The organism is Mucilaginibacter sp. GW822-FHT03E02 (assembly GCF_058801545.1).
In genome coordinates this window covers 937244-962750 of sequence record NZ_JBXANJ010000002.1, presented here as the reverse complement: position 1 = coordinate 962750, position 25507 = coordinate 937244, and the positions used below count along the sequence as shown (strand labels likewise).

20 protein-coding genes are annotated in these 25507 nt (G+C 41.7%); 14 read left to right on the top strand and 6 right to left on the bottom strand.

Features of this window, described 5'->3' with window-relative positions; genetic code table 11:
* Window positions 1–132: 132 nt before the first annotated feature.
* The 4 genes from trpS to AC1RM2_RS30705 all read left to right on the top strand — a co-directional run bounded on the left by trpS (window position 133) and on the right by AC1RM2_RS30705 (window position 3332).
* Window positions 133–1128 carry a tryptophan--tRNA ligase gene (trpS, locus tag AC1RM2_RS30720; protein WP_492988953.1) on the top strand — a complete coding sequence of 332 codons (996 nt, stop codon included), beginning with the start codon at window positions 133–135 and terminating at the stop codon, window positions 1126–1128.
* 120 nt (window positions 1129–1248) lie between these two features.
* Complete coding sequence (locus tag AC1RM2_RS30715; RefSeq protein WP_090652037.1) at window positions 1249–1863, top strand: deoxynucleoside kinase; 615 nt, start codon at window positions 1249–1251, stop codon at window positions 1861–1863.
* A 100-nt stretch (window positions 1864–1963) separates the two neighbouring features.
* Window positions 1964–2698, top strand: coding sequence for a 3-deoxy-manno-octulosonate cytidylyltransferase (kdsB, locus tag AC1RM2_RS30710; protein ID WP_492988952.1), 735 nt, complete (start codon window positions 1964–1966; stop codon window positions 2696–2698).
* 55 nt (window positions 2699–2753) lie between these two features.
* Window positions 2754–3332, top strand: a complete 579-nt coding sequence (locus AC1RM2_RS30705) for a hypothetical protein (RefSeq protein ID WP_492988951.1) — start codon at window positions 2754–2756, stop codon at window positions 3330–3332.
* A gap of 258 nt (window positions 3333–3590) precedes the next feature.
* Here AC1RM2_RS30705 and AC1RM2_RS30700 read toward each other — a convergent pair whose 3' ends face one another.
* Complete coding sequence (locus AC1RM2_RS30700; protein WP_492988950.1) at window positions 3591–6620, bottom strand: glycosyltransferase family 117 protein; 3030 nt, start codon at window positions 6618–6620, stop codon at window positions 3591–3593.
* A 426-nt stretch (window positions 6621–7046) separates the two neighbouring features.
* Here AC1RM2_RS30700 and AC1RM2_RS30695 point away from each other — a divergent pair, with 426 nt between their 5' ends.
* From AC1RM2_RS30695 to AC1RM2_RS30675, 5 genes are all read left to right on the top strand, one after another.
* A complete protein-coding gene (locus AC1RM2_RS30695) occupies window positions 7047–8183 on the top strand; it encodes an FIST signal transduction protein (RefSeq protein WP_492988949.1) in 1137 nt (378 codons plus the stop codon).
* A 3-nt stretch (window positions 8184–8186) separates the two neighbouring features.
* Window positions 8187–9719 carry a response regulator gene (locus tag AC1RM2_RS30690; protein WP_492988948.1) on the top strand — a complete coding sequence of 511 codons (1533 nt, stop codon included), beginning with the start codon at window positions 8187–8189 and terminating at the stop codon, window positions 9717–9719.
* 199 nt (window positions 9720–9918) lie between these two features.
* Complete coding sequence (gene pyrG / locus AC1RM2_RS30685; RefSeq protein WP_492988947.1) at window positions 9919–11529, top strand: CTP synthase; 1611 nt, start codon at window positions 9919–9921, stop codon at window positions 11527–11529.
* A 21-nt stretch (window positions 11530–11550) separates the two neighbouring features.
* Window positions 11551–13371, top strand: a complete 1821-nt coding sequence (gene yidC, locus AC1RM2_RS30680; RefSeq protein WP_492988946.1) for a membrane protein insertase YidC — start codon at window positions 11551–11553, stop codon at window positions 13369–13371.
* A gap of 217 nt (window positions 13372–13588) precedes the next feature.
* Window positions 13589–14791 carry a sensor histidine kinase gene (locus tag AC1RM2_RS30675; protein ID WP_492988945.1) on the top strand — a complete coding sequence of 401 codons (1203 nt, stop codon included), beginning with the start codon at window positions 13589–13591 and terminating at the stop codon, window positions 14789–14791.
* Here the strand turns inward: AC1RM2_RS30675 and AC1RM2_RS30670 are convergent, their stop codons facing one another.
* Both AC1RM2_RS30670 and AC1RM2_RS30665 read right to left on the bottom strand, forming a co-directional pair.
* Window positions 14792–15580, bottom strand: coding sequence for a hypothetical protein (locus tag AC1RM2_RS30670; protein ID WP_492988944.1), 789 nt, complete (start codon window positions 15578–15580; stop codon window positions 14792–14794).
* Between the two features lie 76 nt (window positions 15581–15656).
* Window positions 15657–16673 carry a chitinase gene (locus AC1RM2_RS30665; RefSeq protein ID WP_492988943.1) on the bottom strand — a complete coding sequence of 339 codons (1017 nt, stop codon included), beginning with the start codon at window positions 16671–16673 and terminating at the stop codon, window positions 15657–15659.
* A 182-nt stretch (window positions 16674–16855) separates the two neighbouring features.
* On the opposite strand from AC1RM2_RS30665, the gene AC1RM2_RS30660 reads away from it, so the two are divergent.
* From AC1RM2_RS30660 to AC1RM2_RS30650, 3 genes are all read left to right on the top strand, one after another.
* The gene (locus AC1RM2_RS30660; protein WP_492988942.1) at window positions 16856–17404 is read left to right on the top strand and encodes a cob(I)yrinic acid a,c-diamide adenosyltransferase; all 549 of its coding nucleotides are present in this window, start codon (window positions 16856–16858) and stop codon (window positions 17402–17404) included.
* Window positions 17405–17496: 92 nt separating this feature from the next.
* A complete protein-coding gene (locus AC1RM2_RS30655; RefSeq protein ID WP_002996718.1) occupies window positions 17497–17718 on the top strand; it encodes a DUF2795 domain-containing protein in 222 nt (73 codons plus the stop codon).
* 103 nt (window positions 17719–17821) lie between these two features.
* Window positions 17822–17968 carry a lmo0937 family membrane protein gene (locus AC1RM2_RS30650; protein WP_143065512.1) on the top strand — a complete coding sequence of 49 codons (147 nt, stop codon included), beginning with the start codon at window positions 17822–17824 and terminating at the stop codon, window positions 17966–17968.
* Between the two features lie 34 nt (window positions 17969–18002).
* Here the strand turns inward: AC1RM2_RS30650 and AC1RM2_RS30645 are convergent, their stop codons facing one another.
* Together AC1RM2_RS30645 and queA are read right to left on the bottom strand one after the other, a co-directional pair.
* On the bottom strand, window positions 18003–18725 hold the full coding sequence (locus tag AC1RM2_RS30645; RefSeq protein WP_492988941.1) for a 2-C-methyl-D-erythritol 4-phosphate cytidylyltransferase: 723 nt from the start codon (window positions 18723–18725) through the stop codon (window positions 18003–18005).
* A 387-nt stretch (window positions 18726–19112) separates the two neighbouring features.
* Complete coding sequence (queA, locus tag AC1RM2_RS30640) at window positions 19113–20162, bottom strand: tRNA preQ1(34) S-adenosylmethionine ribosyltransferase-isomerase QueA (RefSeq protein ID WP_090652026.1); 1050 nt, start codon at window positions 20160–20162, stop codon at window positions 19113–19115.
* Between the two features lie 238 nt (window positions 20163–20400).
* On the opposite strand from queA, the gene AC1RM2_RS30635 reads away from it, so the two are divergent.
* A complete protein-coding gene (locus tag AC1RM2_RS30635; protein WP_492988940.1) occupies window positions 20401–21648 on the top strand; it encodes an ABC transporter permease in 1248 nt (415 codons plus the stop codon).
* Between the two features lie 8 nt (window positions 21649–21656).
* On the top strand, window positions 21657–22184 hold the full coding sequence (locus AC1RM2_RS30630) for a DUF3347 domain-containing protein (RefSeq protein ID WP_492988939.1): 528 nt from the start codon (window positions 21657–21659) through the stop codon (window positions 22182–22184).
* A 12-nt stretch (window positions 22185–22196) separates the two neighbouring features.
* Here the strand turns inward: AC1RM2_RS30630 and AC1RM2_RS30625 are convergent, their stop codons facing one another.
* Window positions 22197–25466, bottom strand: coding sequence for a PAS domain S-box protein (locus AC1RM2_RS30625; protein ID WP_492988938.1), 3270 nt, complete (start codon window positions 25464–25466; stop codon window positions 22197–22199).
* Window positions 25467–25507 lie beyond the last annotated feature (41 nt).

Sequence of the window (25507 nt, the reverse complement as noted above, 5' to 3'; positions counted from 1 at the left end):
GAAAAATTTGAAAAAAGGCCATAATAAAAAGTAGGATAGCGCTACACACAATACGTATAAATAGATGTGCACTTTTTTCAATATCATTTTCATCGTCATCAAAAATAGAAAAATTCCTTACTTTCGCCACCTATGGAAACTGTTGTTAGTGGCATCCGTTCGACCGGAAATTTGCACTTAGGAAACTATTACGGGGCTTTGCAGAACTTTATAAAAATGCAGAATGAATATAACTGCTTTTTTTTTATTGCCGATCTGCACTCGTTAACCACGCACCCAACACCTGCCAACCTGCATAGTAATGTAAAGCAGGTTTTGGTGGAGTACCTTGCCGCGGGTATCGACCCGGAAAAGGCGACCATCTACGTACAATCAGATGTGCCCGAGATTAGCGAGCTATATTTATATTTAAACATGAATGCCTACCTGGGCGAACTGGAACGCGCTACATCGTTTAAAGACAAGGTGCGTGCCAGTCCCGATAATGTGAACGCGGGCCTGCTTACCTACCCGGTATTAATGGCCGCCGATATCATTATCCACAAAGCCACCAAAGTACCAGTAGGTAAAGACCAGGAGCAACACCTGGAAATGGCCCGTACCTTTGGTAACCGTTTTAACCGGCTGTATAACCACGATTATTTTCCTGAGCCTTTTGCATTTAATTACAGCAGCAACCTGGTGAAAATTCCGGGGTTGGATGGTAAAGGCAAAATGGGTAAATCGGAAGGGGAGGGTAACGCTATTTTTCTTGGTGATAGCCCCGAAGCTATCAAAAAGAAAGTAATGCGTGCTGTTACCGATGGCGGGCCAACAACCGAAAACCAAACCAAACCCCAGGAAATTCAAAACCTGTTTGATTTGATGAAGGTAGTATCATCTGCCGATACGGTTGCCCATTTTGACGATTTGTATAATAAAATGGCTATCCGTTACGGCGACCTTAAAAAGCAGCTTACCGAGGATATGATCATCGCTACGGCACCCATCCGCGACAGGATAAATGCCATTGCTGCCGATGCTGACTATTTAAGGAAGGTTGCCGCCATGGGCGAAGAAAAAGCCCGCGCAAGCGCTTCAAAAACCATCAGGGAAGTACGGGAAATTATAGGGTTTAAGAAATTTTGATTGGTTCATAGTTGATAGTTGATGGTTCATGGTGTATATTAGGCGGAGTTTGAATTTTCGAAAATGTATATTATGTAGATCGTCGGCTATGATCTATGAACCATTAACCATGAACTAAAAATGCACATAGCTATTGTAGGAAATATTGGCGCCGGTAAAACCACGCTGACTGAAATGCTGGCCCATAACTACGGCTGGGAACCACTTTTTGAAGCCGTAGACAATAACCCCTACCTGGAAGATTTTTACAGCGACATGAAACGCTGGAGTTTTAACCTGCAAATTTATTTCCTGAACAGCCGTTACCGCCAGATCATCGATATCCAGAAAACCGGCCGCAATATTTTACAGGACCGTACCATTTATGAAGATGCCTACATATTTGCCGAAAACCTGCACGATATGGGCCTAATGACCACCCGCGATTATCAAAACTACGAATCGATATTTGAGAATATTACCGAGTTTATAAAACCGCCAGATTTGCTGGTTTACCTTAAAGCATCGGTACCAACACTGGTAAGCAACATACAGCGCCGCGGCCGCGAATATGAAATAGGCATCCGCCTGGATTACCTGTCAAAACTGAACGAGAAGTACGATAAATGGATCAAAAACTATAAACTGGGTAAATTGCTGATCCTCGATAAAGACAACCTCGATTTCGCCAATAATACCGAAGATATGGCTACCATAGTTCAGTTGATTGAGCGGGAAATTAATGGGTTGTTTTAGTGGTTAGTTAGGTTTTACGTTGGACGTTTTAAGTTTTACGTAAAACAAATGAAAAAAATATTCAAAAACGTATAACGTAATACGTAAAACGTACAACTGAATGAACATTTTAGGTATAATCCCCGCCCGTTACGCGTCTTCCCGTTTTCCCGGCAAGCCGTTGGTTGACATTGCCGGTAAAAGCATGATTCAAAGGGTGTATGAGCAGGCAAAGAAATGCGTTAATGTTGCCGAGGTGATAGTGGCTACCGACGATAGCCGAATATTTGACCATGTACAGGCCTTTGGAGGAGTTGCCGTGATGACAGCCGATTACCATCAAAGCGGCACAGACCGCTGTGCCGAAGTTGCCTCCTTGCATCCTGAATACGATGTGATTATCAATATCCAGGGCGATGAACCTTATATCGACCCGGAACAGATTACCAAGTTGACAGCCTGCTTCAATGATGCAAATACCCAAATAGCTACGCTGATAAAAAAGATACTGACCAGGGAGGAATTGTTTAACTATAATTCGCCTAAAGTAGTTATCAATAAACTATCCGAGGCCATATATTTTTCAAGAGCTACGTTGCCGCATATTCGCGCACAAGAGCCCGATAACTGGCTTGAATTTTATACTTATTTTAAACACATAGGCATTTATGGCTACCGGGCAGATGTGCTGCAGCAAATTACCAAGCTCCCCATCTCTGGCCTCGAAAAAGCCGAAAGCCTTGAACAACTGCGCTGGATTGAGAATGGCTACCGTATAAAAGTTGCCGAAACGGAGCTGGAAACACACGCTGTTGATATACCTGCCGATTTGGAAAAATTGAATTTGTTTAAATAAATATTAACTTGCACCCGTAGCAAATAATTTAAAACTAAACCTTAATTACATTTTAATGAAAATTTCTTTATTGACCATTGCCTTGCTTTTTGTAGTAGGCCTTAAATCTTATGCCCAGGATGATTATATTATCACCGCCAAAGGTGATTCTGTCCCCTGTAAAATAAAGATACCCTTTGGTGGCGGCACCGCTACTTATTTCAAAAAGGGGATGTACGAGCCCAAATCAATGGCTTACTGGGAAGTGAAGCGATATTACATTGCCGATAAAAAACAACTTTTTCAATCAGTAGTACTAAAGGGCACTAAAGACCATTATTACATGAACCTGCTGGAAAACGGCAAGATAAAGCTGTTTGAAGTTAAAGACGTGGATTATTCCCGCCGTGGTCCGGGTATGTATGACAAACATGTAACCATGGTTTGGTTTATTAACGCCGGTGTAGATACCGTTCAGGAAATAAAAACTACAATGGGCTTTGGGGCTTTCCAGGGTAGGGAAAAACGCCGTGATGAGTTGTCAGAGATGTTAAAGGACAACAAGGAATTGTATGATCTGTATGTAACCAACGAAGTAAACTTTAAAGACCTCAGAAGAATTATCCACTCCTACAATACCGGCGAACCTTTTTAAAGCTCCTAAGAACGAAAATTATTCATTGCCGTTGACTTTAGTCAACGGCAAAAGAAAGCATCAAGGCGGGCTTTAGCCCAATTATTCAAGCGGAATTTTGGCTAAAGCCTCTCGTCTTTTAATTCTTATTTCGTTGACTAAAGTCAACGGCAATGATTTATAAATAATCTAAATCAAATCGAGACGGCTTCTAAAGCAAAAGGCTAAAAGGCCAATGGTTGGGCTTTCAGCCTTTTGCTTTATGCTTCCAGCTCATTTTTACCTGTTCTCCAACACCGCAAACTTACTCCCGTAATCATTTAGCTCATCCTGGAACTGTTTATGTAGCCCGCTTTCGTTATATGCTTTGGTGGTTTCTGCCAATCCGTTCAACACATACAGCTGAAATTGTACCTCTCCAGGGTTAAGGGCTTCGGGTTTATCTTTTAAAAGGGTGTAATTATAGGCAAGCTGGTCGGTAAGGTAATTGCCTATCCCTTTGGCATAACGGTTGGCCAGTTCTTTATCATTGAGTTTATAGGCTAACTGTGCCAACAGCAGTTTACGGTGAGCGGTATCAATGTTGGGGTTGATGTCGGGCATTTCCTGGTCAAATTTGTGTAGCGCATTTAGGGCAAGGTCGTTGCGGCCGTCCTTAATCAGTCCTTGGGCAAGGTCATGAAAGGTAGTTTCCATGAAGGGGTAAAACTCGGTTTTGCTTACATCGTCAAGGTAGCGGGCATGTTTAAAATTGCCATATTTAAACTTGTTCATTACGTTATTATACATCACCAGGCTGTTTACCTTGCCTAATTGGTCGTGCACTGCGGTATCGGCTTTAAATGGAATGAGGCGATAGGTAAAACCTTCTTTATACAGGTAAGGCTGCATTCCCATCATGTATTCAGGAGCTACGCCGATGGTGAAACATACCGGGCGTTTCCAGTCGTTATGTGCCAGCAGGTCTATTATGGCCAGTTTATCCTTATATAGGTAGTCGCCGGTGAATTTCCACTCCATGCTGTTGGTCAGCTTAGCTTTTTGCTGCGGGGTTACAACACCGTTTTTTACCAGCTCGTCCGGTTCAACTTTAAGTTTAAAGTTTTTGGTGGGCAGGTAGTTCATACTTTCGCCGCTTTGGTATTGCACTTTGGTGCGTTCATCATCTGATGTAATAAAATCAAATACCTCCTTTACGTCAACAGAACCGGGTATTTTGGCATCGTTATAAGCCATAAAATCGCGTACGCCCTGTTTGTATTTATCAAAAGGCATGGTAATGGGCAGCGGGGCCGACTGGTTCATGGGCTTTTGCATCTGGCGGATATACCAGTCACCGCTAAACAGGCTGGTACAAACGATGCGCACATCGGGCCTCACGCCTTCAACCTCCTGATCGTACCAAAGGGAGTAGGTGTCGTTATCGCCATTGGTAAACAGGATGGCATTTTTGGGACACGAGATCAGGAAATTATAAGCCATATCATGCGGTGTCATCTTGGTCGAGCGGTCATGATTACCCAATTCCTGCCTGGCCATTAAAACAGGCGCTACAAGTAAGCAAACAGTCACTGAAGCCAATGCCGCTCCCTTGGCGTTTACTTTATGCCGTATAAAATCGTTAATAGCCAGCACGCCCAGGCCTATCCAGATGGCAAAGGCGTAAAAGGAGCCCACGTATGAGTAATCGCGCTCGCGGGGCTGAATATTGGCCTGGTTAACGTATAATACAATAGCCAGCCCTGTAAAAAACCAAAGCAGGCCAATAACCATGGCATCGGCTTTTTTGCGCTTAATGTGGTAGGCCATACCCAATAAACCAATAACCAAAGGCAAGGCATATAACGGCGTATACGTATTGGCATTGGTTACCGATTTGGGCAGATGTTTGCTGCCATCAAACCAGCCCGATGTCCAGTTGCCATCAATGGATGCCGTGCTGGTTTGGCCATCAGTGTCGTTGTACCGGCCAACAAAATTCCATAAAAAGTAGCGCCAGTACATCTGGTACATTTGCCAGCTTAACATCCATTTCATGTTATCGGCAAAAGTGGGGCTTTGCCCGTCGGCTAGTTGCAGCCATTGTTTGTAAAACTGCACATTTTGAGCATATTGCGGATCGCCATGGGTGCTGTGCATGCGCGGTATAAGCGTATTATGATCATAGGTATTGATGAGTTTTTTGCCGCTTACTTCGTACCGTTCGGCCCCTTTGCGGTACAGGTTTTTACCTTCCTGCTGACCGGTAAGTTTGGCATCAAAGTAGGGGCCGTAAAGCAGCGGCGTTTCGCCATACTGGATGCGGCCAAGATAATCGTTAAACGTAAAGGCATTATCCGGGTGCGAGTTATTCAGATCGGTATTGGCGGTAGCCCTGATAGGGATATAAAAAAAAGATCCGTAGCCAAAGTAAATGAAGGCCAGGCAAATCAGCGCCAGGTTTAGCGCAGGTTTTTTATGGCGGATGCTGTACCAGATACCCAAGGCTAATGAAGCTACAATAAGCAGTACAAAACACATGGCGCCGCTGCCAAAACCCAGGCCCAGTGTATTCACAAAAAACAGATCGGCGTAAGCCGCGAATTTGATGGTGTATTCCCTGATGCCATATTGTACCAAACCAAGTAATACAATACTTAGCAAAAATACCACGATGCCGCTTTTTACAGTTGGGTTTTTATACCTGCGGAAATAATATACCATGGTAATGGCCGGGATGGTTAACAGGTTAAGCAGGTGGATACCTACCGACAGGCCCATGACATAGGCTATCAAAACTATCCATTTATCGGCGCCGCGTTCATCAGCATGTGCCTCCCATTTTAAAATGGCCCAGAATACTACAGCTGTACAAAGCGAGGACAGGGCGAATACAATAGTCTCTACCGCCGAAAACCAAAAAGTATCGGTATAAGCAAAGGCTAAAGAACCAACCAGGCCGGCTCCCATTATCGCAATCAGCTGTGATGATGTGATTGTTTCGCCTTTGGCGATAAGCAGCTTTTTGGCCAGTGCGGTAATTGTCCAGAACAAAAATATTACCGTGACGGCGCTTGCAAGGGCCGAACCGAGGTTGGTAAAATAAGGTACTTTGGTTTTATCGCCCATGGATAGCAGCGAAAATACTTTGCCCAGCATCGCAAACATAGGGTAGCCCGGCTGGTGCGATACCTGCAGGCGGTAGGCGCAGGCTATAAATTCGCCGCAATCCCAAAAGCTAACTGATGGCTCGAGGGTTAAAATGTAAGTTGCGAGGGCAATGAGCAGGCAGGCCCAGCCCAGCAGATTGTTGATTTTGTTGTACTGCATTATCAATGAGGTTGTAATAGTTTTATCATACGTTAATGCGGTACAATTTCGAAGTAAATTATCAGAAGGCCATAGGCATTAACATCCGCTTAACATCTTTTAACAAAATTTAACTTATTGATTTTGAGCAGGTAGGCAAAACCGGAATGCCGCAATGTTACGGCATATAACAGCCGTTTGTAAATAGAAACTAAAAAAATCAACATTATTAAATATTCAACGTATAAAAGAGATAAGCCGAATTAGTAAGTACCCGCAAAGCAGCGGAACAAAATGCTTGGTTAACCAATAAGAAAAACAGATAACTATCATTAATTAAGGAAATTCACCATTACAATAAATGGTTCAGATATTTAATATTTTTGGCCGCTATTGATCTTTCTTTTATTAAATTACAACAGTACCCCAGGATAAACCTTTTCAGTCATGAGAACCAGACAGCATCATTTTATCAATAACAAGTGGATAGATTTCAATGCCGATAGTGAATTTGAGGAGGCAAAATGCCAGCTTGTACTTGTATTTGGCGCCGCCCAGTTAATTACAGTGCCAGCAGTTTATGAGTATCTGCAAATAAAATATCCCGCTGCCGATATTGTTTTTTCTTCAACTTCGGGCGAGATACTGGACAACGAGGTTTATGACGATAGTATTGTAGTTACTGCCATCGAGTTTGAAAAATCAGGCATAAGTTGCGCTACAACCCATGTAAGTAATCAAACCAGCAGCTTTGAAACCGGCGCTTACCTGATGTCGCAGCTGGATAAAAATGGCTTGAAATGTGTGTTCATTATCTCCGATGGTACGTTTATCAATGGCAGCGACCTGGTGGCTGGTTTTAATAGCGATAACCTGAGTAATGTACCGGTAACAGGTGGCCTGGCAGGCGATGCAGCCAGGTTTAACAGCACTTTTACCAGCCTTAACAGCATACCCGTGCAAGGTAATGTAATCGCCATTGGCTTTTATGGCGATAATCTGGTTATCAGACACGGTTCAAACGGGGGATGGGATGAGTTTGGCCCGCAGCGTACTATTACCAAATCTGATAAAAATGTATTGTTCGAGATTGATAACAAGAGTGCGCTTGACCTTTACAAAGAATATCTTGGCGAATATGTAAAAGAGTTGCCGGGATCGGCCTTATTGTTTCCATTGTCGTTAAGTATACCTGGCTCCGATAAAAAGTTAGTACGTACAATTTTGAGTGTTAACGAACAGGAAAAATCCATGACCTTTGCAGGTAACCTGCCAGAGGGGAGCCACGTGCGGCTGATGAAAGCCAATTTTGATAAGCTGATAAATGCATCGTCAACTGCGGCAACAGATGCTTCGGATAGGGCGGCGGCCACTAATCTTGCCATTATGGTGAGCTGCGTAGGTCGTAAACTGGTGCTTAACGAGCGTACCGACGAGGAATTAATGGTGGCTAAACAGGTTTTTGGCGATAAAACGGTGATTGCAGGCTTTTACTCCTACGGCGAGTTATCCCCATTGAACAAAGGCTCAAATTGCGAACTGCACAATCAAACCATGACCATTACCACTTTTACTGAGAACTAATTTATGGACTACCATTACCTGTTAGCTAAGCAAATAAGAAAAATGCTGCCGGCCCAATACCTGCAGGATGAGGCTATTTTGCAGTTTTTGAGTGCTGTAGATAATAGTTTTAAAAACTTCGACAAATCAATAAAACTTGCCGATCATGCCTTTAACATCAGCGAACGCGAATACCTGGCTGTAACGGATGATCTTAGACAGCAAAATGAGATCAAAAAAAGATCTATACAGCAATTGAAGGAAGCTATAAAAGCACTTAGCCCCGATGTTGAGCTAAACTTTTCCGATTCGGATGATGACCTGATCCATATCATCAGTTTTTTGCAGGAACGTATAACCAAGGCCAAAGAACTGGAAGTAGAGCTTATTCAATCAAAGGAACTGGCCGAAAAAGCGGCCATGGCCAAAGCGCAGTTTCTGAGTATCATGAGCCATGAAATACGTACCCCAATGAATGCCGTAATAGGCTTCACGCATTTACTCATTCATCAGGACCCTAAGCCGGAGCAGAAAGAATTTTTGGGCTTTTTAAAATTTTCGGCCGAAAACCTCTTGGTGCTTATTAATGATATATTGGATTTTAGCAAAATTGAGGCGGGTAAAGTTGAATTTGAACACGTTGATTTCAGTATTACCGATCTGATAAAAAACACCCGCTTATCGCTTTTGCAAAAGGCAAACGAAAAAAACATCCAGATAAAACTGATGATGGATCATGACCTGCCAAACGCTATTATTGGCGATCCGGTTAGGCTGGGACAGATTTTGACCAATTTAATAAGCAATGCAGTTAAATTTACCGAAAAAGGAAAGGTTACCATTACAGCTACAATGGCCGGTAACGACGGCGACAGATCAATCATCGATTTTGAGGTTGCTGATACCGGTATAGGAATTATGCCCGATAAAATTGACCATATTTTTGATAGCTTTAGCCAGGCCAGCACCGATACTACCCGCAAATACGGAGGCACGGGATTAGGTTTAACCATTACAAAACGCCTTTTGCAGTTACTGGGTACCGATATAAAAGTGAAAAGCGAATTTGGCGTAGGATCTGTTTTTAGCTTTAGCCTTGCGTTTAAAAAAAGCAAAAGGCACTTGAGCAGTACATCAGACAGCGACGAGTTTTATGCCTTAAAAAGTTTAAAAGGCACCAGGTTGCTAATAGCCGAGGATAACCAGATTAACGTAATACTGGCTAAGCATTTTATGAAGCAATGGGATGTAGAGTGTGATGTGGCCGAGAATGGCGAAATTGCACTGATGCTGGTACAAACCCGTGATTACGATATGGTGCTGATGGATTTACAGATGCCCGAGATGGATGGCTACCAAACCACCACGGCAATACGCAACTTAGAGGGCGAGAAATATAAAAACCTGCCCATTATAGCGCTTACCGCTTCGGCCATGCTGGATATACAGGATATGGCATTTACCGTTGGGATGAATGATTACGTGAGCAAGCCATTTAATCCTAACGAACTTCACCGCAAAATAGCTTTGTATAGCAGGCATAAGACAACAGTTTAACTATTGTCATTTCATCGGTTTGTATATTTTGTAATTATCTCAATTATAAAATGTTACAAATCCGCATGTTTATTAAATACCATGGTTCGGCCGTTTTTTCTCCACAAGTGCGCCAAAGCCTGAAAATTTTCTTACTTTTGTATCCCGTACACAAACATTTGGTTTCGGTATAAAACCGTGGCCATTTTTCAAAAAAATCATGACTAAATATATTTTTGTTACGGGTGGCGTTACCTCGTCTTTAGGGAAGGGTATTATCTCAGCCTCATTAGCCAAATTACTTCAATCGCGCGGTTATCGTGTCACAATCCAAAAGTTTGACCCCTATATCAATATTGATCCGGGAACGTTAAACCCTTACGAGCATGGCGAATGCTACGTAACCGAGGATGGCGCCGAAACAGATTTAGACCTTGGTCATTACGAACGCTTTTTAAATACCCCAACATCAAAAGCTAATAACATTACTACCGGTCGCATTTATCAAAATGTAATCAATAAAGAGCGTGAAGGTGCTTTTTTAGGTAAAACGGTACAGGTGGTACCGCACATTACCGACGAAATTAAACGCAATTTCCGCATCCTTGGCGAAAGCGGCGATTACGATATCGTAATAACCGAATTAGGGGGCACCGTGGGTGATATCGAATCATTGCCATATATCGAGGCGGTACGCCAGTTCAGGTGGGAGATAGGATCGGGTAACTCATTGGTTATTCACCTTACTTTGGTTCCTTTCCTTGCGGCCGCAGGCGAGTTAAAAACCAAGCCAACCCAGCACTCTGTAAAAATGCTGCTTGAATATGGCATTCAGCCCGATATTTTGGTTTGCCGTACCGAGCATCACCTGAATATGGATATCCGTAAAAAAATCGCGCTTTTCTGTAACGTGAATATCAACGCGGTAATCGAATCTATAGATGCATCAACCATTTACGATGTGCCCTTATTGATGCTGAAAGAGCAACTGGATAAAACCGTACTTACCAAATTAAAACTATCGCACAAAAATGAGCCAAGTCTTGAAAACTGGAAAGATTTCCTGGGCCGTTTAAAAAACCCTACCGCCGATGTGCGCATCGCCCTGGTAGGTAAATATGTAGAATTACCGGATGCCTATAAATCCATCACCGAAGCGTTCATTCACGCGGGTGCTGCCAAAGAGTGTAAAGTAAGGGTTGAATATATACCATCAGAAAGCCTGACGCCCGGAAACGCTGTAGAAAAGCTTAAAGGCCTGCACGGTGTGCTGGTTGCCCCCGGTTTTGGCGAGCGCGGTTTTGAAGGTAAGATTGAAGCTATCCGCTATGTTCGCGAAAACAATATACCTTTCTTTGGTATTTGTTTGGGCATGCAGTGCGCGGTAGTGGAGTTTGGCCGTAACGTGTTGGGCCTTGAAAATGCCAACAGCACCGAAATGAACCCCGATACCAAGCACCCGGTTATTGGTATGATGGAAGATCAAAAAACCATCACCAACAAAGGTGGCACCATGCGCCTTGGGGCCTATGCCTGCGAGTTGAAAAAGAACAGTAAGGCTGCGGCTATATATGGCAAAACCAGCATATCCGAAAGACATCGCCATCGTTACGAGTTTAATAATAACTACCTAAAACAGTACGAAACCGCTGGATTAATCCCTTCGGGAATTAACCCCGAGAACAATTTGGTGGAGATTGTAGAGTTAAAAAATCACCCGTTTTTTGTGGGCTCGCAATTTCATCCCGAATTAAAATCAACAGTTGCAAATCCACACCCACTTTTTATTAACTTTGTCGCCGCTTCACTGGCTTATGCCCGTAAGAAATAAGTAATTGTACGATACAATATAATGGATAAAAATACTTTCACAGGATTATTCCTGATTATGGCTATCATAGCCGGCTCAATTTATTTTTTAAAGCCGAATGAAGCCGAATTGAAAAAAGAACGCCTGGTGCAGCACCAGGATTCGGTAAAAAAAGGCTTGTTCAATAAAACCAATACGCCGGTTGCCGCTAAGGTTGATACTGCTAAAGCCGCGGTTAAAACCGTTGCCGATTCGGAAACTTTAAAAAGCCCCTTCGGCGCTGCATCTGTAGGCAGCGAGAAGTTTATCACCATAGAAAACCAGGAATTAGTAGTTAAACTGAATACCAAGGGTGGTAAAGTAGCATCTGTTGAGTTAAAAAATTACAAAACCTTTGATAAAAAGCCGCTGGTACTGTTCAGTGGCGATAAAGGTCATTTTGGTTTAAACTTTAACGTTGGCGCTAAAAGCATCAATACCGACGAGTATTATTTTACGCCAAGTGGTACCGATTTAAAAGTAGCCGAAAAAGATTCGGCTTCCATTACCCTGCGTTTAAGCTACAGCCCTACACAATATATTGATTATGTATACAGCTTAAAAGGTACCGGCTTTAAATTAGGTCTTACCATTAAGCCAACCGGGCTTGATGGCGTTATGGCCAACAGCAGCAACCTTAACCTTAACTGGGCAGCCAGCCTGCACAAACAGGAAAAGGATATGAAACAGGAGCGCCAGTATACCACTGTTTACTATTACAATACCGAAGGTACTATTGATTGGCTGAATGAAAATAAAGACGATCAAAAAGAAGTTGCCGACAAAAAGATGAACTGGGTTGCCTTTAAACAACACTTTTTCTCCAACGCGCTGATTGCTAAAAATGGCATAAGCAAATCAAGCCTTGCAGCTACAACAGATGTGGCCGATACCACTGATGTCAGGCAATTGAAGGCCGATTTAACTTTGGCACGCTCGGCCGATGGCAGCGTTCCTTTGGAGTTTTATTTTGGCCCTAACCGTTACTCAACGCTAAAAGCACAGGGAGCCGACCTGCAAAAACTGGTTAACCTGGGCTGGGGACCTTTAAAATACATTAACCAGTTTGCGGTATTGCCATTGTTTAACTTCCTGAACCAGTTTAACTGGAACTATGGGTTAATCATTTTGATACTGACAATTGCCCTTAAGCTGGTATTATCGCCGCTTACTTATAAATCGTACCTGTCGATGGCTAAAATGCGTGTGCTGAAGCCCGAGATGGACGAGATAAAAACGAAGGTGGGAGAGGATAACCCAACACTTTTACAACAGGAATACCTGAAGCTTTATAAAAAAGCGGGTGTAAACCCATTGGGTGGCTGTTTGCCTTTGGTAATACAGATGCCAATTGTTATCGCCTTCTTTAAGTTTTTCCCAAGCTTATTTGAGCTGCGCGGACAAAGCTTTTTGTGGATGCACGACTTATCAACTTATGACTCGGTAATCAAATTTGCGCCTATCATGAATGTTGATCACATCAGTTTGATGTGTTTGCTGATGACCATCTCTACATTGATCTATACTTATTTTAATAACCAGATATCCGGAGCTACCGGGCAGATGAAATATATCGGTTACATTACGCCGCTGATATTCCTGATCACTTTGAATAGCTATCCATCAGGTTTGAATTATTACTACTTTTTGGCCAACATGCTTACCTTTTTACAACAATACCTGATTAAATTCATGGTGGATGATAAAAAGATTCATGCCCAAATCCAGGAAAACAAAAAGAAACCCGAGGAAAAGAAAAAGAAATCAGGTTTCCAGGCCCGTATGGAAGAAATGATGAAAAATCAGCAACAGGCTAAAAAATAAATTTCGGACCGAAAGATCTAAGCGATGAAATATCCCGGGAGGTTAGCCTTTCGGGATATTTTGTTTTTGATAGATGGGAAACGACAATTGTGCTAATACAAGGCTGTAGTTGATTTATCGAATACACGGGCGAGTTGTAATTTTAATGATACAAATATTCCTTAATTGCAATTACATTTTTTTAACTTAGAAGCTGTTTTGTTATCAATAAAATTTAATGATAAAACCCTCTGTTCCGGAAAATGAAAATGAGCGTCTCGCCGCTTTAAACTCCTACCAAATTCTGGACACCCTGCCCGAGCAGGCTTTTGATGAAATCACCCTCATTGCATCCGAAATTTGCCAAACGCCTATCTCGTTAGTAAGCTTAATTGATAACGACAGGCAATGGTTTAAATCGAACAAAGGTCTTGAAGCTACTCAAACACCTAAAGAACTTGCTTTTTGCGCTCATGCTATTTTAGAGCCCGAAAAAGTAATGGTTGTTGCCGATGCGCAAATTGATGAGCGATTTGCCGATAATCCACTGGTAACAGGAGCTCCACAGGTAGTTTTTTATACAGGTGTGCCTTTGATTAATCCGGACGGATATGCGCTGGGGACCCTTTGCGTTATTGACCACAAAGCACGCCAGCTCAATAACGCCCAAATACTCGCCCTTAAAGCACTGGCTAACCAGGTGGTGGCACAGCTTGAACTTAAAAAGAAAGTTAACGAGCTTAACACAGCCCGGCTCCAACTGGAAGAATCAAATCAATATCTTGAAAAATTTGCTATGATGGCGGCTCATGATATCCGCAACCCGCTCACCAATATTTTGCTTACCGGGCAGGTATTAAAAGATAGGTTTAAAGATAAGCTTGATGAAAAAGGGAACAAATTTCTGGATATCATTAATGCATCGTCCTATAAATTGATCTCGTTGCTTGAAAAGATGCTCGACTATTCAAAATCGAGTAAGGTGCTGATGCAGAACAGGGAGGAAGTTGAAGTAGCGCCCTTGTTAAACGATGTGCTTAAAATGGTAAATGTACCCTCTACTTTTACAGTTAATATATCATCGCGGCCTGTTAAAATTACAACGTCGGTTGTGGCGTTTGAGCAGATTATGACTAACCTGATCAATAACGCTATCCGTTATAGCAACAAGCCAGAGGGTATTATACAAATTGAATTTACTGCCGACAGCTGGTTTTACACTTTTACTATTACCGACAACGGCATAGGCATTGCCCCGGAAAATCACACCAAAATATTTGAGCCCATGACCACACTGGGCGTTAAAGACAGGTTTGATATCCAAGGCTCGGGCGTTGGTTTAAGTACCGTAAAAAGCCTGGTTGAGGCATTAGGGGGTACGGTAAGGGTTAACTCGGTTATTAACGAGTTTACTACGTTTACTTTTACGCTTAAAAGGTAGCTATTTCCACCATTCAGCTTTTTCTTCTTTTAAAGCCATTTTTGAATTTGGCTTATTGCCAATATAAGCATCTCTAACGGTCTGCCAACCATACTTTAAGTACTTGTCATTAGGGCTAAATTCACCCGCCCCTAAATCCAAATCGCCGCTATTTGGGATTCGAAAATCGCCCCAATTGCAGCGCTGGGTAAAATTGCTGTCGTACATTTTCCAGATGCCGGCAAACTCGTTGTTGGCATAACCATCGGCATCTAAATCAATATCGTCGTAAATAATGGTGTTACTTTTATCCAAATAGAAAGACGTTTCGAAGCTTCCTTCAAATGTGCCGGAGTGAGGCTGCCCTTTGGTTTCGGCAAAGCTGTAATTTCCCTTCATTACAAACCGGCCTTTTATCCCTTTGTTTTTATATTCATCATCAACTCCATAGGAAATATTTTCAAGCTTAGATATATCGGTTATGGCGATAGTTCCAGTGAAGTCGCAGATGTTGGTTTTAACCATTGATCTACCTACCACCGTATACGTATTAGTTGCTGGTATCTTTTTAATGGATATGAATTTGACTCGAATACGTTGGTATTGATCTCCTATAAACCCATAAATATTTTGATTTGTTGTTTTTGTCCACAGTTTGGCAAAATCCCGGCTAATAAATTGAGGGGCTAAATTCTTTTTAATGGCTGGGCCATTCGTTCCCTCCCGGCTTTTATTTGGTTTGGCGCTGGTTTGCGCAAAGCAAAAATGTACAATCGTGATTAGCAAGAAAAATAAAGCAAGCTTTTTCATAGTCTAAATATAAGATTATGAAATTATCCGATGAATTTGTTACGCTTATTTTATTTTACGTTGAAAGTTAATCTGTTTAATATTTATACGGCTTCATTGTAGCACATGAACAGGCGCAATTTGTATCGGTGACGCCGAGCTTCTTTAAAAAGAACTGGTAAAAGCCAATACGATCTGTCATTCCGAAGTTATCGCCTTTGCCACATTCTACGTCGCCGTTAACAATGTTGATCGTCATGCCAAAGCCGGGTGTGGTACGGCCGTTTGCTTTATCATTAGCTGTGGGTTGCCATTTTCCGGTCATTACATCATGGGCCGATGGCTTGTGGGTTTCGGGGGTCATCCAAAAATATATGGCGGCTTTAAAAGCTATAACCGGGTCTTGCTCTACCAATTCGGGGTTGTTGAGCAATATTTTTGAGTTGCCAAAAATAATGTTCGAGGCAAAACCATAGTTTCCGTTATAACTTAATTGCATAGGGCCGCGGCCGTAGTATTTTTTCCCTTTAACCGCGGGATATTCGTCGCTGTCGGATATATATACGTTTGATGTATTGTCTTCATGTATCAGCATTAATCCGTCGGTATAACTTCCGTTCATGCCGTGGCGCGTTTCGTGAGCTATTTGTGCAAAAAATGCCGCGAGTTCTTTTTTGTTAATGTCGGCTGGCGAGGCAGTGCAAAAGTCGCCATAGTCAACAGTAAACACGCTATCGGGTTTCTTTTTCGCCCATTCTTCATTCCAATCGGCATCCTGACGGGCAACAGAATCTTTACCCGTTTTTTTGTTGGTGCGGATAAATTGATAAACCGACACGGCCCTGCGGGATACCTTTACTTTAACCAGCCCCAATTCATTAACCGCTTTAATAAATGCGGCATAAGTATAAAATTTATTACGTTGTGGGAAAAGCTCATTGAACTGTTTCTCGGTAAGTATGCTGCTGATAGATGCCTTAGGTGCAGTTGTAACTATTGCGGCAGTATCCTGAGCTTTTTTATCCCCGGTGCTGCCGCCGCAGCTAACAGATGATATAATCATGGTGCTGGCGGCAACAAACAATAGCTTAGATGATAATATGATCGATTTCATGATTTTCATTAAATAACGGTTTTGACTATATTATAGGTGCAAGTTTAACGCTATCATTTTATAAAAGCATTTTATATGTAAAAATTACACAAAAGTGTTGTGTTATAATATTGGAATTGCGCTATTTGTTTCCAGTAAAAGTGATATATTCACTTTGGCCGAAATGGGTACGAAAAGAATTCATGAAGATATATACTAAAACAGGAGATAAAGGGTTTACATCATTGATAGGCGGCACCCGGGTAGCTAAATACCACTTGCGGATTGAAAGCTATGGAACTGTTGATGAGCTAAACTCGTACATCGGCCTTATTCGCGATCAGGATATTGCCGATCATGATAAGGAGATATTGAAGCAGATACAGGACAGATTGTTTACAATAGGCTCCTGTTTGGCAGCAGATCCCGAACGGTCAAAAATGGTGATACCTGATTTGCATATGGAAGATGTGGAGTTGCTTGAACAAGAAATGGACAGCATGAATGAACAATTGCCCGAGCTGCGTCATTTTATTTTACCGGGTGGCAGTAATGCCATTTCGTTTTGCCATATTGCAAGATGTATATGCAGGCGCGCCGAGCGGATAACCGTTGAACTGGCTACCGGGAGTACTGTAGATGAAAAAGTGAATATTTACCTGAACAGGCTGAGCGATTACCTGTTCACTTTGGCCCGTAAGATTGGATATGATGATAAAGTGCCTGAAAATCAATGGATACCGAGAATTTGATAATGTGAAAAAAAATATTGATATTCCACTTAAAAATATTATAGTTTTGCGAAAAAGTTAATTTACTTATAAATTATAAAATATAGAGAAATATGTATTGGACACTTGAACTTGCATCGCATCTTGAAGATGCCCCATGGCCAGCAACAAAAGATGAATTAATTGATTATGCTATCCGTTCCGGAGCCCCTGTTGAGGTGATTGAAAACCTGCAGGCGTTGGAAGATGATGGTGAACCGTACGAAAATATAGAAGAGATATGGCCGGATTATCCGACCAAAGATGATTTCTTTTTTAACGAAGACGAATACTAATCAGCATAAAAAAGCCTCTGAAAGGGGCTTTTTTATTTAGGTCGCATTTTTGGAATGATTTTAGTAATAAGCTTAACACATTTATCACTTTAAACATACAAAAATGAGAGGCTTATTGTACATCATCGCGGTTATCCTGGTAATAGGATGGCTATTCGGCTTTTTCTTTGGACACGCCGGCAATTTAATTCACATCCTTTTGGTAATAGCCATTATAGCTTTACTATTAGGCGTAATCAGGCGGGCCTAACAAACCCCTGTAATAAAATAAAAGAGCCGCTGAACTATACAGTGGCTCTTTTGCTTAAAAGTAATTCTGCTATCGCAATGTCTTCCGGGAACGTAATTTTGATGTTTTCATGACTGCCCTCGGTAAGTTGGATATCAATCCCGGTTTGCTCAACAACGCTGGCATCATCGGTAAATTTAGGGCTGAAGGCTTGCTCATAAGCTTTTCTTAATAAACCGGCTTTAAAGGTTTGGGGTGTTTGTACCAGGTAAACTTCATCCCGCAATAAACTTACCGATTTATAGGCATTGCCCTGCCTTACCGAATCGCGGCTTTTAACGGCTGTTACCGCGTTGCCATGCTCATGGGTATGGTTGTATGATGTTTGGATGATAGAAGCGCTGGTGAGCGGCCGAACGGCGTCATGCACGGCAATCAAATCGTCATCGTCACTACAAATAGCATTTAACCCGTATTTTACAGAATGAAAGCGTGTTTCGCCGCCGGCTACTAATAGGTGAGGAATGCTGAAATCGTATTTTTTGCACAACTCATGCCAGTATGCATGAAAATCAGGATGAAGAACAAGTACGATATCGGGATTAACGCCGGAATTGTAAAATGCCAGCATAGTATGCATTAATACGGGCAAACCATTAATCAAAAGAAATTGTTTTGGCACGGCAGTCTGCATACGGGTACCCGAGCCCCCGGCTACTATAATAGCATATTTAGATTTGAGATTTGAGATTTGAGATAGGAGATTGGCTTCGGTCATTTTTCTTTTGTTTAACCATTTACCTGCCGTGCTTCGTTCTTCAGCACGATAGCTTCAATTTTTCTGTCATCCTGAGTAACTTTTATTTGCGCACAAATGATCGCATTGCAAGTGACACTTTTTTTTCAATTGATAATCAGTAAGTTACAAATGTGTCAATGGCAGGCACGAAGGATCGATCGGCTATGCATGACCCATAGAAAAGTTCGCGAATAGATGCTTCGTTCCTCAGCATGACAGTTTTTTATTTTTGAATGTCATTCCTCTTTGAGAATTTCATGAAATTTTACTGCTCAGGATGACATTAATTTTCAGTAAATCTAAAACAAAAAAAATGAGATATGAGTTTTAGTCTCATATCTCAAATCTGATATCTCAAATCTAAACTTATATAATCAGCATGGCATCGCCATAGCTGTAGAAGCGATATTTTTCTTTAACGGCAACCTCGTAAGCGTTCATTACATGCTCGTAACCGCCAAATGCCGATACCATCATCAACAGGGTTGATTCTGGTGTATGGAAGTTGGTGATCATGGAGTTTGCAATGCTGAAATCGTACGGAGGGAAAATGAACTTGCTGGTCCAGTCGTTAGCAGCTTTCAATGTTTTACCAGCAGATACTGCCGATTCGATGGCACGCATAGAAGTAGTACCAACAGCACATATCCGTGCTTTGCGCTCAATACCGCGGTTTACAATATCGGCTTGTTTTTGCTCGATAATAAACTGCTCCGAATCCATTTTGTGTTTGGTTAAATCCTCCACCTCAACCGGGCGGAAAGTTCCTAAACCTACGTGAAGGGTAACTTCGGCAAAATCAACACCTTTTAATTCAAGGCGTTTCATCAGCTCTCGGCTAAAGTGCAAACCGGCAGTAGGGGCTGCAACAGCGCCTTCGTGTTTGGCAAAAATAGTTTGGTAGCGTTCTTTATCTTCGGCAGTAGCTTTACGCTTGATGTATTTTGGCAGCGGTGTTTCGCCCAGAATTTCTACATTGCGGCGGAATTCCTCGTCGGTGCCATCAAACAAAAAGCGAATGGTACGGCCACGTGAGGTGGTATTGTCAACAACTTCGGCAATTAACAAATCGTCATCGCCAAAATATAATTTATTGCCTACGCGTATTTTACGGGCCGGATCAACCAGCACATCCCATAAGCGTAGTTCTTTGTTTAGCTCGCGTAATAAAAAAACTTCGATGGTAGCGCCTGTTTTTTCTTTATTTCCATACAAACGGGCAGGGAATACTTTGGTATTGTTAAGGATCATTACGTCCTTATCATCAAAATAGTCAAGTACGTCTTTAAATATTTTATGCTCAATTTTGCCAGAATCCTTGTGTAATACCATTAAACGGGCTTCGTCGCGGGTAGCTGATGGGTTGTGTGCAATTAATGACTCTGGTAAATTGAATTTAAATTGAGATAATTTCATGTTTGTGTATATGAATTTTCAGGGCGCAAATGTATGAATTTTTTTGTTAAATTCACGGATTTTTTTAAGGGTCTCCTTGTTTTATAAACCTTTAAGTTTAATATTAAAATGCTGTAACTTAAACGCAGCAATACCGTCTAAAAAACAAAAACATTCAACCGGGTAAAATCTGTTCTTTTTGGCTTTTGCTACGGTGCAAATGCAGTAAGGTTAACCATTGAAACCAAAATAAGTTTATATGCTGTTTTTAAAACTTTTCGGGGAAAGCTTTTTGTTTGCTTTTGATGCGCTAAAACAAAACAAAACCCGCACAACGCTTTCGTTATTAGGGGTAACCATAGGCATATTCACCATTATAGCTGTATTTTCGGCTGTTGATACTCTGCGAAATAACCTGCAAAGCAGCGTTAATAAACTGGGTAACAATAGTATTTACGTGGAAAAATGGCCATGGGTAGGGGGCAGCGATTTTCCGTGGTGGAAATACCTGCAAAGGCCGGTAGCCAAGCTTAAGGATTTTAATGAACTATCTCGCCGTAGTCAAACCGCCAAAGCATTATCCTACGAAATTAGTATCGATAACCGCACCATTAAATATAAAAGCAATACAGTTGATGGCGCGCAAATAGATGCAGCCTCACAAGATCATAATAAAACCTGGAATTTTGATTTTGCCGAAGGCCGGTATTTTACCGATATGGAATCAAAAACCGGCGCGCCCATAACTGATATTGGATTTGATATAGCCCAAAATCTTTTCCCGGCGGGCGATGCAGTAGGCAAGCAGATAAAAGTAATGGGGCGTTATGTTACGGTTGTTGGCGTATTTTCAAAACAGGGAAAAGATATGCTTGGCATATCGACTGATAAGGAAGTGCTTTTGCCGTTAAACTTTGCCCATAACCTGATAGATATCCAGGCCGAAAACTATCACCCGTCGATTATTGTGCGCGGTAAAGATGGTATCCCTACAGACGATGTGGAAAGCGAGATCAGGGGGCTGATGCGTTCAATCAGGAGTTTAAGGCCCGGGGTCGAAGATAACTTTGCGCTTAACCGCACCACTATGTTAACTCAGCAATTAGATAGCGTTTTTAAAGTTTTAAATACTGGGGGAGCCATAATAGGTTTGTTTTCGATGCTGGTTGGCGGGTTTGGTATAGCCAACATCATGTTTGTATCTGTAAAAGAACGTACTAACATTATAGGCATCCAAAAATCATTGGGTGCTAAAAACTATTTCATATTATTACAGTTTTTAATTGAATCCGTATCACTTTGCCTCATGGGGGGATTAATAGGCCTGTTGTTTGTATACTTTTTAACTTTTGGCATCAAAGCCGTATTTGATGTGCAGGTGATACTTGGCGCTTCAAATATTATAACAGGGTTAAGCTTCTCGCTGATAACAGGTGTTTTATCCGGAATTATACCGGCCTATTTTGCCTCGGTACTTGACCCTGTTGAAGCAATACGGACTAACTAACGTAATAAATGAAAATTATAAACCGTATTTCTGTTCTTGCCGTTGTGGCAGCCATATCGGCATGTAACCAACCTGCAAAACAGCAGGACGCTGTCAAAACCGATACTACCGCCGTTAAAGTTGTAGATGCAAAAATTGCAGATACTGCTAATACAACCCAGGCTTTTTCTGCTTACATTGAACTTAAAAACCAATTTCTGAAATCGGATGTAGTAGGGATTAAGGCAGCAGCTTCGGTACTTGAAAATAAACTTATCGGTATTAAAGGTTGCTCGGAAACTGCAACGCTGGCCAGGAAAGTTGTTGCAACCGATGATATCAAAGATCAGCGTGCTGCCTTTTTAACGCTAAGTAATGATGTAATTACCCTGGTAAAAGGAAGCAAGATAAAAACCGCCACCATTTATGTTGATTATTGCCCTATGGCTGATGGCGGTAACGGGGGCTATTGGTTGTCGCTCGATAAAAAAATACAAAATCCATACTTTCCCGAGCAGATGAAAGAATGCGGATCTGTTAAAGAAAAGATGAATTAACAGCTTCTTTATTTACTGATCGATGTTAACTGCCGGGTTGTAGTATTTGGCTGCTTTTTCAAACAAAGTTTCTGGCGCAAAAGGCTTGGTAAGATAATCGCTCATGCCCGCATCTAAAGCCTTGTTATAGGTTTCGGGCATGGCATCGGCCGTTAACGCTATAATGGGGATATCCGGGTGCGATCTTTTGATAATGGCGGTAGCCTCAAATCCATCCATAACTGGCATCTGTAAGTCCATAATAATAAGGTTGTAGCTGTTGTTGTTTACCATATCTACGGCTATCTCGCCATTTAGCGCCTCATCGGTACTGGCATCCCACTTCCTCAAAAAGCGCGTGGCAATCATCAGGTTCATCTTATTGTCGTCAACCACTAATATATTCATTCCGGTAAGGCTAAATGTAAGTCCGGCCACTGCGGGCGTCATCGCCTGATGGGCGATGATTTTTGGAGCTATATTAAAGGTAATGGAGAATATAAAGGATGTGCCTTTTCCCAGTTCGCTTGTAACAGATATGGTGCTGTTGTGCAGTTCAACCAGGCGTTTGGTAATGGCAAGGCCAAGGCCGGTACCACCATAGTCGTTATTAATTACCTGCTTATCCTGCATAAACGGGTCAAAAACAATATCAAAGCTATCAGGACTGATGCCTATCCCGGTATCAGTAACAGTAAACCTCACGGTAACCGCCGTGTTGCTTATCAGTTCTTTCTCCAGCTTAATACTAACGCCGCCTATATGCGTAAACTTTACAGCATTGCTCACCAGGTTGTTCATTACCTGGCTTAAGCGCATGTTGTCGCCGGTTACCATTTCTGGTATACCTTCGTCAATTACAACATCCAGGGATAATTGTTTTTCGGCAACCCTGGGGTGAAAGGACTGCTTTATTTTATGGATCAATTGATGAAGGTTGAACGGCGAATTGTTAAGCTCAAGTTTGCCTGCCTCAATTTTATTATAATCTAATATATCATTTATGATAGCCAGCAGGTTCTCGCCCGAGAATTTTAATGTATTCAGGTATTCCATTTGCCCTGGCAAGGGATTTTCTGAAAGCAATAAATTGGTAGTGCCAATAACCGCGTTCATCGGGGTGCGTATCTCATGGCTCATGATCGACAAAAACTCCGATTTGAATTTTGACGCTTTCTCAGCTACTTCTTTAGCCCAGATTAACTCCTGCCGCGCTTTTTGCTGGTCGGTTATATCTTCGCCTATGCTGGTGGTTTCTCTAAGGTCGCCGTTTTCGTCAAAAATAATGGTGTTTTGCCAGCTTATAACCCGCTCCTCGCCATTGCGGCAAATAATAGGGTTAATAAAATGGGCTTCAACCGCATTGTTTTTAAACCAGTTGGTCATAAAATCTTTTAAGTCGTGCGGTATAAAGTGTTCCATCCAATTCATGCCTGCAATTTCGGCCTGGGAGTAGCCAAGCAGTTTGGCCAGGTATTTATTGCAAAAAATTACGTTGCCATTTTTATCTAAAGTAACGGCTGCCAGGTTAATGGTCTCTAAAACCAGTTTGTATTTGCTTTCCGATTGCCGGTAATCCAATTCGGCTTGTTTGCGTTCGGTAATATCCTGCAGGGTGCCAATAATTTTACGGATGCTGCCATCGTCGCGCCTCATCAGCTTACCTATAATTACACTTAGGTATTTTATATTACCATTTGGGGTAATTATTCGGTACTCTTGCGAGATATCTTTTAAGTTTTCGGGGTTTCTGATTAATTGCTTTAAAATGTGCCTGTCATTAGGATGAACATATTTTAATAACAGTCTCATCTGGTTTAATCCCGGTAAGTCAACTGCCGAAACTTCATGTATAATGTTCAATTCATCCGACCAGGCAAGCAGGTTTGTGGTTAAGTTCCATTTCCAGTTGCCTATTTTTGCAATGGTTTGGGCTTCCACCAGTTCTACCTGGCTAACTTTTACCGCTTTTTCGGATAATTTAGCTTCTGTGATATCCTGTAATACCCCAAAGATCTTTTTACCGGTACCATCGTCATTCTGTAACAGTTCGCCACGGATTATCTTAATATACTTTAGATTCCCTTTTGGCGTAATAAATTTATGCTCAAACTGCGGTTGTGTTATTTGATGAATGCTTGACAGGTAGGCTTCCGCATTTTGGCGGTCGTTCGGGTGGATGAGGCTGATATAGTAGTGGAATTTACTGATATTAGCCGGTATAGTGTCAATTTCCAGCAGGGTGAATAAATTATCAGACCAATAGGTTTCGCTTGAAACGCTGTCATACCACCAGTTGCCGGTTTTGGATATAGCCTGGGCTTCAAGTAAAAGGGCCTCGTTGGCTTTCAGCGCGTTTGCATATTTTTTTTGTTCAGATATATCTACAAAAACTACCGAAATACGTCGCATATAAACGCCGTTCCGGTCGAAAATAGGCACAACCTTAGCAATAAACCAAAGATCGGGATTGAAATCCGACATGAAATCAAATGATATTGGCAAGCGGTTTTGTATAACGAAATCAAGCGCTACATTATATTTATTCGCCCTGTCTTCGCCCAATACATCTTCTATCTTTTTACCTATAAATGCTTTCGGGTCAATTGATATTTTTGTTAAATTACTAAACCAGGCGTTTTGGCAAACCTTATCTTCATTAAACTCATAAATAATATCGTTCAACGAGTTAATGAGCGAGGTAAGGTCTTCCCTGTTTTGGCGTAGCATACCGTCATTAGCCAAAAGGTTACTATTAAGCTGCATTACATTATCTACAGCATTTTTAAGCTTATATTGAAATGATTTTACAACCAGGAATGATACATAAGCTATAATGGAAAAAACTACAATAAGCACCACCAGCACCGGCATCGATATGTTTAGCTGCGGGGCATTAATATACGCAGTTATAATTGCCAGCAGATTAAGGCAGCATATAATAACAAACTCCCAGCCCTGTTCACAAAACAGGGTAAGGGCTATAAATATGGTAATTGAACTAAAAAGGTACGCATGCTCAAAACCGTTTATGCTTAATAAAAAGAAGTTGTTAATGATCAGAAAGGAAAAAATTGTGACATAAGTACTTACAGTATAGATGGTTTTGTTGTTGCCGAAAGACAGGCCAAGTGAAATAATACAAAAAAAACTGTTAATAAGCCTCAACCAAATTGGGTCATATGAGTTATAATAACAAAGGTAGTGTAGCGAAGGGCTTGCAATAAATAAGCCGATGAGCAATAACCGGTAAATTGTGTCGTCGTTTTGGATTATTAATACTGTTTTAACTTTCAACGACATTAACGGATACTTTTTAATGATTCAGGACAATATTACTTAGC

Coding starts and splice junctions, on each gene's coding strand:
- trpS (WP_492988953.1), top strand. CDS start 133: ATGGAAACTGTTGTTAGTGGCATCCGTTCGACCGGAAATTTGCACTTA.
- AC1RM2_RS30715 (WP_090652037.1), top strand. CDS start 1,249: ATGCACATAGCTATTGTAGGAAATATTGGCGCCGGTAAAACCACGCTG.
- kdsB (WP_492988952.1), top strand. CDS start 1,964: ATGAACATTTTAGGTATAATCCCCGCCCGTTACGCGTCTTCCCGTTTT.
- AC1RM2_RS30705 (WP_492988951.1), top strand. CDS start 2,754: ATGAAAATTTCTTTATTGACCATTGCCTTGCTTTTTGTAGTAGGCCTT.
- AC1RM2_RS30700 (WP_492988950.1), bottom strand. CDS start 6,620: ATGCAGTACAACAAAATCAACAATCTGCTGGGCTGGGCCTGCCTGCTC.
- AC1RM2_RS30695 (WP_492988949.1), top strand. CDS start 7,047: ATGAGAACCAGACAGCATCATTTTATCAATAACAAGTGGATAGATTTC.
- AC1RM2_RS30690 (WP_492988948.1), top strand. CDS start 8,187: ATGGACTACCATTACCTGTTAGCTAAGCAAATAAGAAAAATGCTGCCG.
- pyrG (WP_492988947.1), top strand. CDS start 9,919: ATGACTAAATATATTTTTGTTACGGGTGGCGTTACCTCGTCTTTAGGG.
- yidC (WP_492988946.1), top strand. CDS start 11,551: ATGGATAAAAATACTTTCACAGGATTATTCCTGATTATGGCTATCATA.
- AC1RM2_RS30675 (WP_492988945.1), top strand. CDS start 13,589: ATGATAAAACCCTCTGTTCCGGAAAATGAAAATGAGCGTCTCGCCGCT.
- AC1RM2_RS30670 (WP_492988944.1), bottom strand. CDS start 15,580: ATGAAAAAGCTTGCTTTATTTTTCTTGCTAATCACGATTGTACATTTT.
- AC1RM2_RS30665 (WP_492988943.1), bottom strand. CDS start 16,673: ATGAAATCGATCATATTATCATCTAAGCTATTGTTTGTTGCCGCCAGC.
- AC1RM2_RS30660 (WP_492988942.1), top strand. CDS start 16,856: ATGAAGATATATACTAAAACAGGAGATAAAGGGTTTACATCATTGATA.
- AC1RM2_RS30655 (WP_002996718.1), top strand. CDS start 17,497: ATGTATTGGACACTTGAACTTGCATCGCATCTTGAAGATGCCCCATGG.
- AC1RM2_RS30650 (WP_143065512.1), top strand. CDS start 17,822: ATGAGAGGCTTATTGTACATCATCGCGGTTATCCTGGTAATAGGATGG.
- AC1RM2_RS30645 (WP_492988941.1), bottom strand. CDS start 18,725: ATGACCGAAGCCAATCTCCTATCTCAAATCTCAAATCTCAAATCTAAA.
- queA (WP_090652026.1), bottom strand. CDS start 20,162: ATGAAATTATCTCAATTTAAATTCAATTTACCAGAGTCATTAATTGCA.
- AC1RM2_RS30635 (WP_492988940.1), top strand. CDS start 20,401: ATGCTGTTTTTAAAACTTTTCGGGGAAAGCTTTTTGTTTGCTTTTGAT.
- AC1RM2_RS30630 (WP_492988939.1), top strand. CDS start 21,657: ATGAAAATTATAAACCGTATTTCTGTTCTTGCCGTTGTGGCAGCCATA.
- AC1RM2_RS30625 (WP_492988938.1), bottom strand. CDS start 25,466: ATGTCGTTGAAAGTTAAAACAGTATTAATAATCCAAAACGACGACACA.